Source organism: Mesorhizobium sp. M0923 (assembly GCF_040319365.1).
GTDB lineage: Bacteria > Pseudomonadota > Alphaproteobacteria > Rhizobiales > Rhizobiaceae > Mesorhizobium.
Genome location: NZ_JAMYNW010000003.1, coordinates 192,431 through 207,055, shown reverse-complemented (window position 1 = coordinate 207,055; position 14,625 = coordinate 192,431). Strand labels below are relative to the sequence as shown.

The 14,625-nt window shown below is 63.0% G+C and carries 13 protein-coding genes; 3 read left to right on the top strand and 10 right to left on the bottom strand.

Features of this window, described 5'->3' with window-relative positions:
- Positions 1-172 precede the first annotated feature (172 nt).
- Positions 173-1,975 (top strand): ABC transporter transmembrane domain-containing protein, encoded by a 1,803-nt coding sequence (locus NKH89_RS07045; protein WP_352908533.1) that lies wholly within the window; start codon positions 173-175, stop codon positions 1,973-1,975.
- Positions 1,976-2,000: 25 nt separating this feature from the next.
- Here the strand turns inward: NKH89_RS07045 and NKH89_RS07040 are convergent, their stop codons facing one another.
- Together NKH89_RS07040 and NKH89_RS07035 are read right to left on the bottom strand one after the other, a co-directional pair.
- Complete coding sequence (locus NKH89_RS07040; protein WP_352908532.1) at positions 2,001-4,028, bottom strand: DUF3857 domain-containing protein; 2,028 nt, start codon at positions 4,026-4,028, stop codon at positions 2,001-2,003.
- A gap of 206 nt (positions 4,029-4,234) precedes the next feature.
- Positions 4,235-5,719 (bottom strand): carboxypeptidase M32, encoded by a 1,485-nt coding sequence (locus tag NKH89_RS07035; protein ID WP_352480927.1) that lies wholly within the window; start codon positions 5,717-5,719, stop codon positions 4,235-4,237.
- Between the two features lie 183 nt (positions 5,720-5,902).
- Here NKH89_RS07035 and NKH89_RS07030 point away from each other — a divergent pair, with 183 nt between their 5' ends.
- Complete coding sequence (locus NKH89_RS07030) at positions 5,903-6,253, top strand: DUF1304 domain-containing protein (RefSeq protein WP_352480926.1); 351 nt, start codon at positions 5,903-5,905, stop codon at positions 6,251-6,253.
- Positions 6,254-6,332: 79 nt separating this feature from the next.
- Here the strand turns inward: NKH89_RS07030 and NKH89_RS07025 are convergent, their stop codons facing one another.
- From NKH89_RS07025 to NKH89_RS06995, 7 genes are all read right to left on the bottom strand, one after another.
- Positions 6,333-6,731 carry a hypothetical protein gene (locus tag NKH89_RS07025; protein WP_352480925.1) on the bottom strand — a complete coding sequence of 133 codons (399 nt, stop codon included), beginning with the start codon at positions 6,729-6,731 and terminating at the stop codon, positions 6,333-6,335.
- 264 nt (positions 6,732-6,995) lie between these two features.
- Positions 6,996-8,027: a peptidoglycan -binding protein gene (locus NKH89_RS07020; protein WP_352480924.1), complete on the bottom strand. Its 1,032-nt coding sequence runs from the start codon at positions 8,025-8,027 to the stop codon at positions 6,996-6,998.
- A gap of 1 nt (position 8,028) precedes the next feature.
- Positions 8,029-9,054 carry a MotA/TolQ/ExbB proton channel family protein gene (locus tag NKH89_RS07015; RefSeq protein ID WP_023719628.1) on the bottom strand — a complete coding sequence of 342 codons (1,026 nt, stop codon included), beginning with the start codon at positions 9,052-9,054 and terminating at the stop codon, positions 8,029-8,031.
- A gap of 115 nt (positions 9,055-9,169) precedes the next feature.
- Positions 9,170-9,877: a PAQR family membrane homeostasis protein TrhA gene (gene trhA / locus NKH89_RS07010; RefSeq protein WP_023719627.1), complete on the bottom strand. Its 708-nt coding sequence runs from the start codon at positions 9,875-9,877 to the stop codon at positions 9,170-9,172.
- Positions 9,878-9,976: 99 nt separating this feature from the next.
- Positions 9,977-10,777 (bottom strand): inositol monophosphatase family protein, encoded by an 801-nt coding sequence (locus tag NKH89_RS07005; RefSeq protein ID WP_023719626.1) that lies wholly within the window; start codon positions 10,775-10,777, stop codon positions 9,977-9,979.
- 81 nt (positions 10,778-10,858) lie between these two features.
- Complete coding sequence (gene efp, locus NKH89_RS07000) at positions 10,859-11,425, bottom strand: elongation factor P (protein ID WP_023678016.1); 567 nt, start codon at positions 11,423-11,425, stop codon at positions 10,859-10,861.
- A gap of 138 nt (positions 11,426-11,563) precedes the next feature.
- The gene (locus NKH89_RS06995; RefSeq protein WP_352609220.1) at positions 11,564-12,421 is read right to left on the bottom strand and encodes a LysR family transcriptional regulator; all 858 of its coding nucleotides are present in this window, start codon (positions 12,419-12,421) and stop codon (positions 11,564-11,566) included.
- Positions 12,422-12,531: 110 nt separating this feature from the next.
- Between NKH89_RS06995 and NKH89_RS06990 the strand changes: the two genes are divergently transcribed.
- On the top strand, positions 12,532-13,548 hold the full coding sequence (locus NKH89_RS06990) for a zinc-dependent alcohol dehydrogenase family protein (protein ID WP_352908531.1): 1,017 nt from the start codon (positions 12,532-12,534) through the stop codon (positions 13,546-13,548).
- 45 nt (positions 13,549-13,593) lie between these two features.
- On the opposite strand, the gene NKH89_RS06985 is transcribed toward NKH89_RS06990, so the two are convergent.
- Entirely contained in the window at positions 13,594-14,625 is a 1,032-nt protein-coding gene (locus NKH89_RS06985) for a tetratricopeptide repeat protein (protein WP_023719623.1), read from the bottom strand.

Below are 14,625 nucleotides of genomic sequence, written 5' to 3'. Positions count from 1 at the left end.
CGGGCTGAAGCCTGCGTCGATGCGCCCCTTTTTAAAACTCGAAGCCGCAGCTATTGAGGAGCCACGGCTTCTAAAACGGTCGGCGAGCCTATACATCAGCCGGAATTGAATCACAAGGCCGCGGCAAGCGCATATTGATGGCGCAAACCTCAAAAGGCCAAAGGACACGGTCATGGCGAACATCAGCGGCGATGCAGACGAGCGCAGGCGCTCGCTGAGGCCGCTGCAGCGCCTGTTTCCCTACATCACCCATTACCGCAAAATGGTCATCGGCGCGATCATCTCGCTGGCCGTCGCGGCGGCGACGACGCTGGCGCTGCCACTGGCCGTGCGGCGGATGATCGATCACGGCTTTTCCGCTTCCGATTCCAGCTTCATTGCCGAATATTTCGCCATGCTGGTGGTGATGGCCGCCGTGCTGGCGGCGGCGTCTGCCAGCCGCTACTATTTCGTCATCACGCTGGGCGAGCGCGTCGTTGCCGATATCCGCCGCGATGTCTTTGCCCACGTCACGACGCTGTCGCCCTCCTTCTTCGACACGGCCCAGTCGGGCGAGATCGTCTCGCGGCTCGCCGCCGACACGACACAGGTCAAATCGGCCGTGGGTGCTACCGCCTCGGTGGCTTTGCGCAACGTCATCCTCGGCCTTGGCGCCGTGGCGATGATGGTCTTCACCAGCCCAAAACTGTCCGGCCTGGTCATCGCGGCCATTCCGTTAATCGTGCTGCCGCTGGTCGCCTTCGGCCGCTCGGTGCGGCGCAAGTCACGGCTGGCGCAGGATACTCTGGCCAATGCCACCGCCTATGCCAGCGAGCAGATCGGCGCGGTCCGCACCCTGCAGGCCTTCACCAACGAGAAGCTTGTCACCGGGTATTTTTCATCCGCCGTGGAAGCAGCGTTCGAAGCGGCGCGGGCCTCGATCTTTGCCCGCTCCTTTCTCACCTTCTTCGCCATCTTCATGATCTTTTCCTCGGTGGTGGCGGTGCTGTGGTTCGGTTCGCGCGACGTGCTCGACGGCACGCTGTCGCCAGGTACGCTTGGCCAATTCCTGCTCTATTCGGTGTTCGCTGCTGGCGCGCTCGGCGCCTTGTCGGAGGTCTGGGGCGAACTGTCCCAGGCAGCAGGCGCTGCCGAACGGCTGACCGAGATCCTGGCCGAGAAACCCGCGATCCAGGCGCCCGCCGATCCGAAGCCGCTGCCGGCAAAGGCGAGAGGCGCGATCAGCTTCGACGATGTCTCCTTCTCCTATCCGGCCCGGCCCGACCACGCCGCCGTCCATGGCCTCAGCTTTCAGGTCAAACCCGGCGAGACGGTGGCGATCGTCGGACCATCCGGCGCCGGCAAGAGCACCGTGTTTTCGCTGCTTCTGCGCTTCTACGATCCGGAAGCCGGCAGGATCGTCATCGACGGAGTCGATCTGCGCGAGGCCGATCCGGCCGCGATCCGCGCGCGCATAGCCATCGTGCCGCAGGATGTCACCATCTTTGCCGCAAGCGCGCGCGACAATATCGGCTTTGGCCGGCCTGGCGCCAGCCAGGCCGAGATCGAGGCGGCGGCGAAAGACGCGCTTGCCGACGAGTTCATCCTGAAACTCGAAAAGGGCTATGACAGCCAGGTCGGCGAGCGCGGGGTGACGCTGTCGGGCGGCCAGCGCCAGCGCGTGGCGATCGCCCGCGCCATTTTGCGCGATGCGCCGATCCTTCTGCTCGACGAGGCGACCTCGGCACTCGATGCCGAAAGCGAGACGCTGGTGCAGACGGCGCTCGACCGGCTGATGCATGGGCGTACCACGATCGTCATCGCCCATCGGCTGGCAACCGTGCTGAAGGCCGATCGCATCCTGGTCATGGATGGCGGCCGCATCGTCGAGGAAGGCACGCATCAGAGCCTGGTCGCCAAGGGCGGCATCTATGCGCGGCTGGCCAAGCTGCAGTTCGAAACCGGGGCGAATGCCTTCAGGGGCGCGGCCGAGTAGGTCCCCCAGCGACCGCTGGGATTCTTCAGCTACCGAAAGCTCGGCGTTTGCCGCGTCGATAGGCGATGAACAGGGGAACGCCGACAAGCAACGACAACAAAAGCATGCTGGCGACGGTCTGTCGCTGCTCCTTTGCCGGATCGCTGAGCTGCACATCGGCAGGCGGCTCTTCATAGGTAAAATCGTACTGCCACCGGATTTCGTCCGCGACGTCATCGACGGTTTTCAGATAGTCGGCAATCGCCTTGGCCGGCACTTCAGTTGCCAGGCTCTGAAAGTTCCATTCGACTTGAAATTCGGTGGGCGTGTTGGACCAGGACGCCTTGAGAGACAGATAGGGCGTCACGACGTTTTTCATCGACTCGCCGGAAAACCTCGCCTTGAGGTTGCGCACCGTTATCTTGTGACGCCGGTAGAACTGGGGGCCGATGGAGACTGGCCCGGTTCGGTCGACGATTGTCGGGGTTGGAAGAGAGTTGTTGCCGAGATCGGCCGCGCGGATCGGGAAATTCTTTGCCAGATCGTTGGCCGCCAGCGCCTCTGCCGGCAAGCGATAACTTTCCTTCACGCTCACTATGTTGTCGTCGCGGCGATCCACGATTTCCGGCTTGGCGACGGTTTGGATGCCCGGATATTGCTTGTTGTAGTATTTCAGGTAGGCGTCCGACACCTCGCTCAGCGACCGGCTGGCCAAATTGCCGCGCATCCAATCGGCATCGGCGTCCTGATATGTCGAGAAGACCGTCAGCACGAGGGGATCGCCCGGTTTCCGCGGAAAATCGAAGTCCTCGGCGATCTGGATCGATGGGCTGGTAAGCACAGGACTCGGCATCTTCTCCAATCCGCCGGTGCTGGAAAGCGGCAGCGCGAAGCCGTAGTCCGACTGTGCGAGATTGGGCGCCTTGCCGCCCTGAAGATAGTCGGTAGCATCCAGCCAATATGTCTTTGTTCCGATCCTCGCCTTGACGATGGCATGGTCGAAATCGCGAAGCGCCGGCAGATGCTGGTCCAGGGCCCGCCCTTCGTCGAGATCGGCCAGGGCAACCTCGGCAGCAATGCCAAGCCGCACAAGCGAAGAAACCAGCAGCAGTGCCTTGTCCTTGCAGTCACCAAACCCGCTCAGGATGACGGTCGCGGGATCACGCGGAATGTAGGAACCGGCACCCATCGACAGGCTTACATAGCGGATCTGGTCCTGCACCAACCGCATTGCCTCGACCATCCGGTCTTCGGGCACTGGATGCCGCAGTGCGATGTCGTCGAGCTTTGCGGCAAAAGCCGAGGGAAAAACGGTCGCTGGCTTGTAATAGGGCGCAACAGCATCGACCACACTTTGCCAATTCGCGGTCGATGCGACATCGATAGAGCCCCAGCCTGGATATGTCACGGGCAGGTTGTCCTCGACATTGACCGGTTTCGGGTTTGGAATTTCCCACAGATAGGTCGTGTCCGGCCCTGTCGACGAGATCGAAGGCTTGAGTTGGGTCCCCCTTGTCTTGGTCTCGAGCGGCTGGCCCGAAGGCCAAATGATGCTCGTGCGGATAAGCGCTACCGGCTCTTCCCATTCGGTGGAGAAATTCTTGAAGAAGAGATCCTTGCCAACGAGCGGCGTTATCTCATAGGTCGATCCGTAATCAACGATGTCGCCGGCGCGCACGTCATCGATGTTGACATGTGCTGTCAGCCAGCCGTCGAAGACGCCTTTCTCGGCATCTCTTTCCCTGCGGAAGATGTCGAATTCGACGTCTTCCAGCCGGTCCAAAACGGCGCCGTCGCGGATGATGTGAAGATAGTTGAGCGTGACCTTGTGCCGGGACGGATCGAATTGCAGATCGATACTCGCGCCCCGATCCAGCCCGGGACGGTCAACGATTTTATAGACTGTGCGCGAGTACTCGACATAGCCGCCGGCGCGATGCTTGATCTGGTCGTCCGAGAGCAGCCATGAAACGCCATTCTTGATTTGATCCGATCGGGTGGGATCGGCAGCCGGAATATCAACCTGCATTACCCAGCTTTCCGCGGGGCCCTTGAGAACCATGTCGTCGGACATGGCCGGAGAACTCAGGCCGATCAACAAGATGAAAAATACCAAGCGGGGCCAGAAAGACTTCATCCTACGAAAACTGTAACAGGCAGACATCTACGCTCGCCCAACTTGGAAGAACTCCTTTTTCAGAGGCTTTCCTGCCAAAGTAAAGGCCAGTTTCGCGGATTTCTGCAGTCACCGCAGCAAGAACCAGGAACAGACGAAGCGACTCAGTTACCGTACCGCTTCTTCAGATGATCGGTGAAATGCACGGCATTGAGCTTTTCGCCCGTGGCGCGTTCGAGCAGTTCCGGCGTCGACCAGCGCGAGCCTTGCGACCAGATCCTTTTGCGGCGCCAGTCGTTGATCGCGGCGAAATCTCCCTTGGCGAGGTCTTCGTCGGCTGAAGGATGATCTCTGGTCAGTGCCGCCCATTGCTGCGCCGCCATCATGGCGCCCAGCGTATAGGAAGGGAAATAGCCAAAGGCGGCGCCCGGCCAGTGGACGTCCTGCATCGGACCATCAGCCGGATTGTCTGATGTCGACAGGCCGAGATAATCGCGCATCTTGGCATCCCAGGCCTCGGGCAGGTCGGCTGCCTCAAGCCGCCCCGAGACAAGCTCCTGCTCCAGCTCGTAGCGCAGGATGATGTGCAGCGGATAGGTGACCTCGTCGGCATCGACGCGGATCAGGCCGCGCTCGACCCGGTGCACATGCGGCAGGATGTCGTCGATCGTCCAGCTCTCGCCGAGGTGCCTTTCGACCACCGGCAGCGCCCAGCGCCAGAATTCTGGATTGCGGCCGATCTGCTTTTCGACGAACAGGCTCTGGCTTTCATGCACCGCCATGCCGCGCGCTCTGCCGAGCGGCCAGTGTGCCCACGCCTTCGGCAGGTTCTGCTCGTACAGCGCATGGCCGGTCTCGTGCAGCACGCCCATCAACGCCGACAGGAAATCCGAGGTCTTGTAGCGGGTGGTGATGCGCACGTCGCTCGGCACGCCGCCGCAGAAGGGATGGTGCGAAACCGACAGCGAGCCGTGGGTGAGGTCGAAGCCGACTGCCGCCATCATGGCGAGGCCAAGCTCGCGCTGCTTGTCCAAGGGGTAGCTGCCGGAAAGCGGCTTTAGCGGATGTTTCGCCAGCCGCTCTTCCTGCACGGCCAGTGCCTCCGGTACGAAGCCTTTCAGGAAGGCCTTCAACTCGGCAAACACCGGCGTGATGTCGGCGGTGCGATTGCCCGGGTCATATTGCTCCATCAGCGCGTCGTAAGGCTCGAGCCCGAGCACCTCGGCGCGAAGTGTCGCCTCCTCGCGGACCAGCGCCACGACGCCTTCGAGTGCCGGCAGGAAGCCGGCCCAGTCGTTCTTGGCGCGCAGGTCGCGCCAGAGCTGCTCGGAGCGCATGCGTACAGTCGTCTGGCGCTCGACGAACTCGACCGGCAGGCAGGTCAGGTTGGTGTATTGCCGGCGGAATTCCCTGACCGCGGCCTGCTGCTCTTCGTTCAACGCCTCCTGCTCGGCCGCCGCGATCCAGTCGGCAATCTCCGGCGCAGTCGCCTGGGTGTGGTGCATGCCGGCAAGCGCCGACATCGCCTCGGCGCGCTTCTCGCCGCCGCCGACCGCCATATGGGTCGCCTCGTCGGCGCCGAGAATGGCGAGGGCATGTTCCAGCGCTTCGAGCTTGTGGCCGAGGTCGTCGAGTTTTTGAAAGGACATGGTGGGTTCCGCTGATTTGACGGCGGGAAAAGATACCAACGCAAAAGTGTTGGCAACCCCTGAAGACCGTCTGCGACCGATGCATTGACTGCCGGCCGCAACGGCCGAACGGCATCTTGCGGAAGCGTGGCGTGCGTGATCAATGTCGTCGGCGGCGGCAGACCGCAATGGGGGAGACGAGATATGATCGCCAATGTGCTGGTCGGGCTGGTGGCCGTGATCCACCTCTGCATCGTCTATCTGGAGACGGTGCTGTGGGACACGCCGCGCGGCCACATGGTATTCAAGCTGACGCCGGAATTCGCCAGTGCCTCGAAAGTGCTTGCGGCCAATCAGGGACTTTACAACGGTTTTCTCGCAGCCGGGCTGATCTGGGGGCTTTACCTCGGCGAAGCCGGTTTCCAGTTCAAAGTCTTCTTCCTGCTCTGCGTCGCCGTCGCCGGTCTCTACGGCGCGGCGACGGTGGGCCGTAAAATCCTGTTCATCCAGACAGTGCCGGCAATGCTGGCGCTGATTGCGCTGGCGTTGGGCTAGCGCATGATCCCTGAACCGAAAACTGGAAAAGGATCATACGCAAAATCAATTGCCACAGCGCCGGGCGCTGCGGCCGATCTCAGCCGCCTGGATAGTTTGGGCCGTAGCCGTTAGGATAGTATCCGCCATCGCCGCCGTTGCCGATGAGGAAGGCACTGCCGGTATCAGCGCGTAGCTTTTGGCTGACATCGTCGAGCTGCGCCAGCAACTGCTGATATTGCGTGCTCGGCATCGTTCCATCGCGCGCGGCCCTCTGGGCGGCCCGATCGAGTTGAGCGACCTGCGTGCGCAAGTCACGCGCCTCGCCCGGCTCGAGCTTGTTCGCCCGGATGGCGCCCTGGATACCCGTCTCCACGCTCTGGATCTGATTGATCAAGGCCGTCACACGCGGGCCGGCGTAAGCGCCAGCAAACGGAACGGCGAGGAGAAGTGTGGCGAGCGTAGCAGTCCTGAGGTTCCTGGGAGCGAAGAAGCGCATGGTTGCGTCTCCTTTACTGGGGAAGGCGGTGGTTGGGAGGGGCCCGCCTTCCGGCCGCGGGCCGTCAGGTTCCGTCGCGTCGCGATGAGCGGTTCCACCGCCGGCGGTTCTCGGCCCATGACCAAGGCTAAAAGGTGGTGGTGGCAAAGTGTAATTAAAAAAAGGTAATTTTTTCAGCTCTTGCCGCTGCCGCACCAGTGCCCTAGATGCCGCCGACTTGAGCCGGCTCGATCCGGTGCATGTAACGAGCCAAAGGCTTGCAGATCACCGCTCGGTCAGCTTCAGCTCGATGCGGCGGTTCTTGTTGCGCGCCTCTTCGGTATCGGCGGGGTCGAGCGGCTGGAATTCGCCGAAGCCGGCGGCGACCAGCCGGTTGGCCGGGACGCCGTTCTCGATCAGGAACTTGACCACCGACGTCGAGCGCGCCGTCGACAATTCCCAATTGTCGCGGTAGCGGCCGGTGCCGGAGAGCGGCTTGTTGTCGGTGTGGCCGTCGACGCGCAGCACCCAGTTGATCTCCGGCGGGATCTCCTTCTGCAATTCGATGATGGCATCGGCGAGCTTCTTCATTTCGACCTTGCCGGCATCGTTGATCACTTCGGAGCCGGTCGGGAAAAGCACTTCCGACTGGAAGACGAAGCGGTCGCCGACGATGCGGATGTTCTCGCGGTCGGCGAGAATTTCACGTAAGCGGCCGAAGAAATCGGAGCGGTAGCGGTTCAGTTCCTGCACGCGTTGCGCCAGCGCGACGTTGAGGCGGCGGCCGAGATCGGCAATCTTGGTGTTGGACTCGCGATCGCGCGTTTCGGACACGTTGAGCGCTTCTTCGAGCGCTCCGATTTGCCTGCGTAGCGCCGCGATCTGCTGGTTGAGGATTTCAACCTGGCTCAGTGCCTGTTGACTGATCTGGCGCTGGCTGTCGAGCTCGCCGGAAAGTGCCGTTGCGCGCTGGTTGGCGGCGTCGCCGGCGCCAGCGCCTTGCGCCAGCAATTGTTCGAGCCGGCTCTTTTCCGCCTCCGATGCAGACAGCGAGGCCTGCAAATTGGCAAGGGTGTCCTCCTTGTCCTGCGTCGTCGAGCGCTCCAGCGCCAGAAGCTGGGTCAACTCATTGATCTGGGAGTTGAGGCGGTTGAGCACCGTGTCCTTGCCGGAGATCTCGCGGCCGAGCAGGAACTGCGCCAGCACGAAAACCGTGAGCAGGAACATGATCGCCAACAGCAGCGTCGACAGCGCATCGACGAAGCCAGGCCAGTAATCGATGCGGCGGTCGGAGCGCCGGCCTCGTGCCAACGCCACGTCAATGCACTCCAGGTTTCTTCAAGGCGTCGGCGATCTTCTCCAGGGTGTTGCGCATCGCCTTCTGCTCGTCGGACTGGGCCTCGACCCAGTCGCGCATGATCTGCTGTTCCGAGCGCATGTTCTTGACCAGGCCAGAAATGCCGTCGGCGAGATTGGCCATGGCGGTGGCGACGCGCGGATTGGAGCCGCCGCCATTCTCCTGCAGGGTGCGCAGCTTTTCCGACAACAGACGGATTTCATCGGAGGGTTCGCTCTTGGCCGCGTCGGCAACGACGATGTCGGAGGACAGGTCGGTGACCGAGGACAGCCAGTTCTCGAGCTCGGTATAGAAGCGCGTCTGGGCGCGGCCGGCCTGCAGGTCGAGGAAGCCGAGCACCAGCGAGCCGGACAGGCCGAACAGAGACGACGAGAAAGCGGTGCCCATGCCGGCCAAAGGGGCGGAAAGCCCCTGCTTCAGGGATTCGAGCACGGCCGCTGCGTCGCCGGTGCCGGGATCGAGCGACTCGATGGTTTCGCGGATCGAGCCGATCGTGTTGAGCAGGCCCCAGAAGGTGCCGAGCAGGCCGAGGAACACCAGCAGCCCGACAAGGTAGCGCGAGGTGTCGCGGCTTTCGTCGAGGCGGGTGGCGATCGAATCCAGCATGGTGCGCATCGAACTGGTCGAGAAGGCAATCGTCGAGGAGCGGCCGATCATCGCCTTCATCGGCGCCAGCAGCACGGGTTCGGTGGTTTCGGAACCGGCGCGGAACGAATTGACCCAGCGCACCTCGCGGAACAACCGGCCGACCTGGACGAAGGCCAGCAGGATGCCGACCGCCAGCACGCCGATGATCAGGCCGTTGAGGCCGGGATTGGTGACGAAGGCGGTCGAGATCTGGCGGGTCAGGATGGCGGCGATAAAGGCCACGATGAACAGAAAGATCACCATGGTCAGCAGAAAGACCTGCGGGCTCGACAATTTGTGCGGGTCGTAGATCAGAACGTCGGAGCGCCTGCCCATGCCGAAGGATCTGAGTAAAGTCATCCGTGCCCCGTTTCCGATGCCATCGCCGCCGATCACATTGTGTTTGCGACTCTAAACGGAATTGTGACGAAATTGAATGGCGCTTGGCAATATTGCCACTGTCCGCGACCGGAGGTCAAAGCCGGTTGATGACCAGGCAGTCGACCATGGCGGCCAGATGCAGGCCGGCGCCGGTGACGACAAAGCCGTGCCACAGCGCATTGTGGAAGCGCAGGCCTTTCCAGGCGAAGAAGATCACGCCACAGGAATAGACGATGCCGCCGGCAACGATGAGGGCGATCGATGTCGCCGGCAGCGTCCGTAGGAGCGGCTCCACCAGAACGATGCCGCTCCAGCCGATGGCGAGATAGAACACGATTGCCAGCCGGTCGAAACGGCCGGGGAGAAAGACCTTGATGGCGATGCCGACCGTCGCGGCGATCCAGACCAGGACGATCATCGAAACAGCCAGCGGCGAGCCGCCGAGCTGGGCAAGGAACGGCGTGTAGGTCGCAGCGATCAGCAGGTAGATCGCCGCATGGTCGAAGCGCCGCAATATCCATTTCGCCGGCGACGATACCGGCCACAGATTATAGGCCAGCGAAACCGACAGCACGGTGAGCAGCGAGACCACATAGAAGGCGGCGGCGACATATTCGCCGGGGCCGGTTCGATAGGCGGCCAGTGCCAGCAACGTCGAGCCGGCAGCGATCGCCAGCACGATGCCCACGGCGTGGACGATACCGTCGGCGATGATCTCGGCGCGCGAGTAATGCCAGCGCCCCATGAAGGGGATGTCGAGCTGGGATAATTCGCTCTGGGATGTGGGCCGGCTGTTCGTCATCGATGATCCTGCGTCGCCTTATCTGGGCGGCCGCGGGACAGTATTTCAAGCTTTGGTTGCGGTTTTGCGACTGCGGCGCTTCAGCGCGGCGCGACTACATCAGCGCGCTGGGAGCGGCTTCTTCACCGTCTTCAACAGCGCGCGTTGCATGAGTTCGTTGCCGGCAACGACCGAACCGGCGGTCAGCATGTCCTGGCCGCCGGCAAAATCGGAGACGAAGCCGCCCGCCTCGCGGATCAGCAACATGCCGGCGGCAATATCCCAGGCCGACAGGCCGATTTCCCAAAAACCGTCCATGCGGCCGGCGGCGACGTAGGCGAGATCGAGCGAGGCGGAGCCGAGGCTGCGCACGCCCGAGACCTCGGCCATGACATTGCGCAACTCGACAAGGAAATTGCCGTGCTGGCCACGCCCGAGATGCGGCACGCCGCAGCCGATCACCGCATCGACCAGCTTGGTGCGGCCGGCGACGCGCAACCGTCGATCGTTCATGAAGGCGCCGCCGCCACGCTCGGCGGTGTAGAGCTCGTCCATCGCCGGATTGTAGATGACGCCGGCGACGATCTGGCCTTGGCGCTCCAGCGCGATCGAGATCGCGAACAGCGGGATGCCGTGCAGGAAATTGGTGGTGCCGTCGAGCGGATCGACGATCCAGCGGTGCTGGCCGTCGTCGCCCTCGATCACGCCGCGTTCCTCCATCAGGAAGGCGTAGCCGGGCCGCGCCTTGGACAGTTCGGCAAAGACGATGTCTTCGGCCTTGCGGTCGGCCTGGCTGACATAGTCGCCCGGCCCCTTCATCGAGACCTGCAGGTTCTGCACTTCGCCGAAGTCGCGCGACAGCGAGCGGCCGGCCTTCATTGCGGCCTGGACCATGACATTGAGGATCGCGGAACGCGCCATTGCTCTTCTTCCTGTCGCTGCGCCTATCTGCTTTGACGCGTGATCCTATCCAAAAAGTCTGCCACTTTTCGGGATCACGCCTTAGTCGGCGCGGCGTACGTAAGTGATTTCGTTGGTATCGACGATGATACGCTCGCCCGAGCCGATGAACGGCGGCACCAGCACACGGATGCCGTTTTCGAGTATCGCCGGCTTGTAGGACGAGGCTGCCGTCTGGCCCCTCACCACCGGGTCGGCCTCGGTGATGGTCAGCGTCACCTGGTCGGGCAGCGAAATGCCGATCGGCCTTTCGTCATAGAGCTGGACCGTCACCATCATGCCGTCCTGCAGGAAGGCGGCGCGATCGCCGACGAACTCCTTTTGCAATTCGAGCTGCTCGTAGCTTTCGGTGTCCATGAACACCAGCGCGTCGCCCTGCTCGTAGAGGAAGGAAAAATCCTTCAGATCGAGCCGGATCTGCTCGACCGTCTCGGCCGAACGGAAGCGCTCGTTGAGCTTGGTGCCGTTGATCAGGTTCTTGAGTTCGACCTGGTTGTAGGCGCCGCCCTTGCCGGGCTTGACGGTGTTGGTCCTGACCGCCACCCAAAGGCCGCCATCATGCTCGATGACGTTGCCGGGACGGATTTCGTTGCCATTGATCTTGGCCATGGTGAGGTGATCCGGAAATGAGATGATCGCCGCAAAGGGCAATTTGGCGCCTCCAAGACCACAAATCGCTAGCAGAGGCAAGGAGCGCCTTCCGATGAAGCGGGAACGAAGCTCGCCCGGCAGCGCGGCGCGGCAGCCTCAGTCCGTCCTGACGATGGCGGTTACGGCCGCGCTCATGGCGTCGGCTACCTCTGTTAAAAGATGCAGGTGCGGCGAACGCAAGACGACAATTCGCAGCGACAGCTCGAGGCCGGGAGCGTCGACCAGGGCAATGCCCTCCGGCAGCTTTTCCTGCAGCAGCCGCTTGGGCAGCAGGCCAAGGCCTTGGCCTCGACGAACCCAGTCGATCTGCAGCGCGCTGTCCTGAATCTCGGCGCCGACCATCAACCTGTGGCCGCCCTCGGCAAGGGCAGCCGCCAGCCGCCGGCGCGCGTCGCACGGTTCAGGACTGAGAACCCAGGGCATGGTCTTGACGTCGGCTTGCCGGCCGGTGTTTTCGGCGGCGATGATGGCGAGGGGCTCGGTTCCGACAACGCCGTCGCCAGTTTTGGAATTGCCGCCGTCCAGGATGAAGGCGAGGTCGAGCTGTCCGCGCTTGTGCTGGTCGGCCAGCTCAAGGCTCCAACCGCTCTTCAGACGCAGCGAAACCTTCGGAAACCGCGCCACGGCATCAGCAATGGCGGCGGCCACGGCTTTGTCGCAAAGTCCATGGGCGAGGCCGAGCCGCAGCAGACCCTCCGGCTCGTTGCCCCTGGCGAATGATCGCAGCGCGTCGACGGCGGCGAGAATGTCCTTGCCGCGTGCCAGCACCTCTACGCCGGCCGGGGTCAGTCGCGACGGCTTTAGCCGGCGGTCGAGCAATTCCGTGCCGAGCATCTCCTCCAGCCGCTGGATCTGGCGGGTGACGGCCGGCTGCGTCAACGGCAGGCGTCGAGCCACCTTCTGAATCGAACCCTCCTCGGCAAAGAGGGCCAGTGTTTTCAGTTCTTCGAGCACGAGACACCTGAACATGTCAGAGAGGCATAATTATGCTGAACATTATGAATTTGAAATCCGATGGATGGCAAGCGATTTTCCTCCGGCAGGGCCAGCAGAGAAGGAACACGATGAAAGCGATCGAATTGCAGAGCCCGGGCGGCCTCGAGAATCTCAGAATGGTCGAGCGGCCGATGCCTGAACCAGGGCGCCAAGAGATGATTGTGAAGGTGAAGGCGACGGCGCTGAACTACCGCGATGCCGAGATCGTCCGCGGCAGCTATCACACGAAGTTTGCATTGCCGCTGGTGCCGCTGTCGGACGGCGTCGGCGAAGTCGTAGCCGTCGGCGCCGAGGTCAGCAGGTTCCAGATCGGCGACCGGGTCTGCGGCACGTTCTGGCAGCGCTGGGTCGGCGGCAGTTTCGCGATGGCCGAGCCCTCCTATCAACGTGGCGGCCCGATCGACGGGCTGCTCAGCGAATTTGCTCGGCTCGATGAACAGGCGGCGGTGCTGGCGCCGGCCAATCTGAGCGACTTCGAGGCGGCGACGCTGCCCTGCGCCGGCGTGACGGCATGGCACGCGCTGTTTACAGAGGGCAGCGTCAAGCCCGGCGACACCGTACTTTGTCTCGGCACCGGCGGCGTTTCCTTGTTTGCGATGCAATTCGCCGCCGCTGCCGGGGCGCGCGTCATCGTGACGTCGAGCAGCGACGAGAAACTTGCACGGGCAAAGCAACTGGGCGCGCATGATGGCGTGAACTATCGCAGCGTCCCCGACTGGGCATCGGCCGTGTTGGGATTGACGGATGGGCGCGGCGCCGACCATATCATCGAGGTTGGCGGACCGCAGAGTTTTACACAATCGCTGAGGGCAGCGGCGCGCGCCGCCCAGATCAACGTCATCGGCTATCTCGGCGGCAGTGACGGCGCCATCAACCCGCTCGACATCTTCCGCCGGCAGGTCAGGGCGCGAGGCATACCGGTGGGCTCACGCGAATCCTTCGAGGCGATGAACCGCGCCATTGTCGTCAACCGATTGAGACCGGTGATCGACCGGGTCGTACCGTGCACCCAGGCCGCCGAAGCCTTTCGGTACCTTGAACACGGCTCGCCCTTCGGCAAGGTCGTGCTCGATCATACGCAATGAGCCTCGCGCTTGCGAGTCCGGGTGCAATGAGTCGCGAGATCACAGTCAGGGCAGGCGATTGGCCCGTTGCAGCGCCTGCTGCGTCTGCTCGTCGGTCAGGCCCTGCAGGAAATCGTCCATCTCTTGGTCGATGAGCCCAGCGCGGCGGGCGACAACATACCAGGCGCCGGCGAGGATCAGATCCGGATCGGTGCCGATGCCGTTCATGTAGAGCTTGGCGAGACGGTTCTGGGCGGCGACGTTGCCGCCTTCTGCGGCCTGCTTCATCCAGTTAAAGCCCGATTTCAGGTCGCGGGCGCCGCCGCGCCCCTCGATCATCCAGGTGGCGAGATCGATCTGCGCCGTGTCGTAGTTCTGCCGCGCAGCCTGTGCCAGCAGGCCGCGGGCGCGGACATCGTCGCGCGGCTTGCCGCCGGCGCCATTGGCGTAGACCTGTGCCATCGCATATTGTGCGTCGGCAAGCCCGGTCGCGGCGGCGCGCTCGTAATAGGATACGGCTTTGGCAATACCGGCATCGCCGGGCTCCTGTTCGACCATCAGCTGGGCAAAATTAAACTGCGCCAGGCGGTTGCCGGCTTCGGCGGCGGCCTGCATCAGCGCATAGGCCTCCTTCTCGTCCTTTTTGACGTAGCGGCCATCGAGCAGCATCAGCGCATACTGGAATTGCGATTCCGGGATGCCCTGCTCGGCGGCAAGCGCATACCACTTCGCCGCCCCTGCCGCGTCGACCGGCACGCCGAGGCCGCGCGACAATATCTCGGCCACCAGCGTCTGTGCCGCCGGATCGCCGTTTTGAGCACGGGAAATCGCAAGGTTGTAGGCCGTCTTGTAGAGGCCGCGCTGAAAGGCGCCGTAGGCGGCGTCGGACGGTTTTGCGCCGAAGCGGTCGGGGTTGATGGTATCGGCCGACGGCAAAGGGGCCGTGGTGGCGGGCTGCGGCAATGGTGGGAGAAACGGCTTGTCGGCAGGCTCGCTGGAATCCGGCCTCGGCTGCGGCAGCGGAACGGGTTCCGCCGCTATCGCCTGGGTTACGGCCGTTGCGAGAAAAGCGCTGAAAAGGATCGTCCGAGAGAGCAC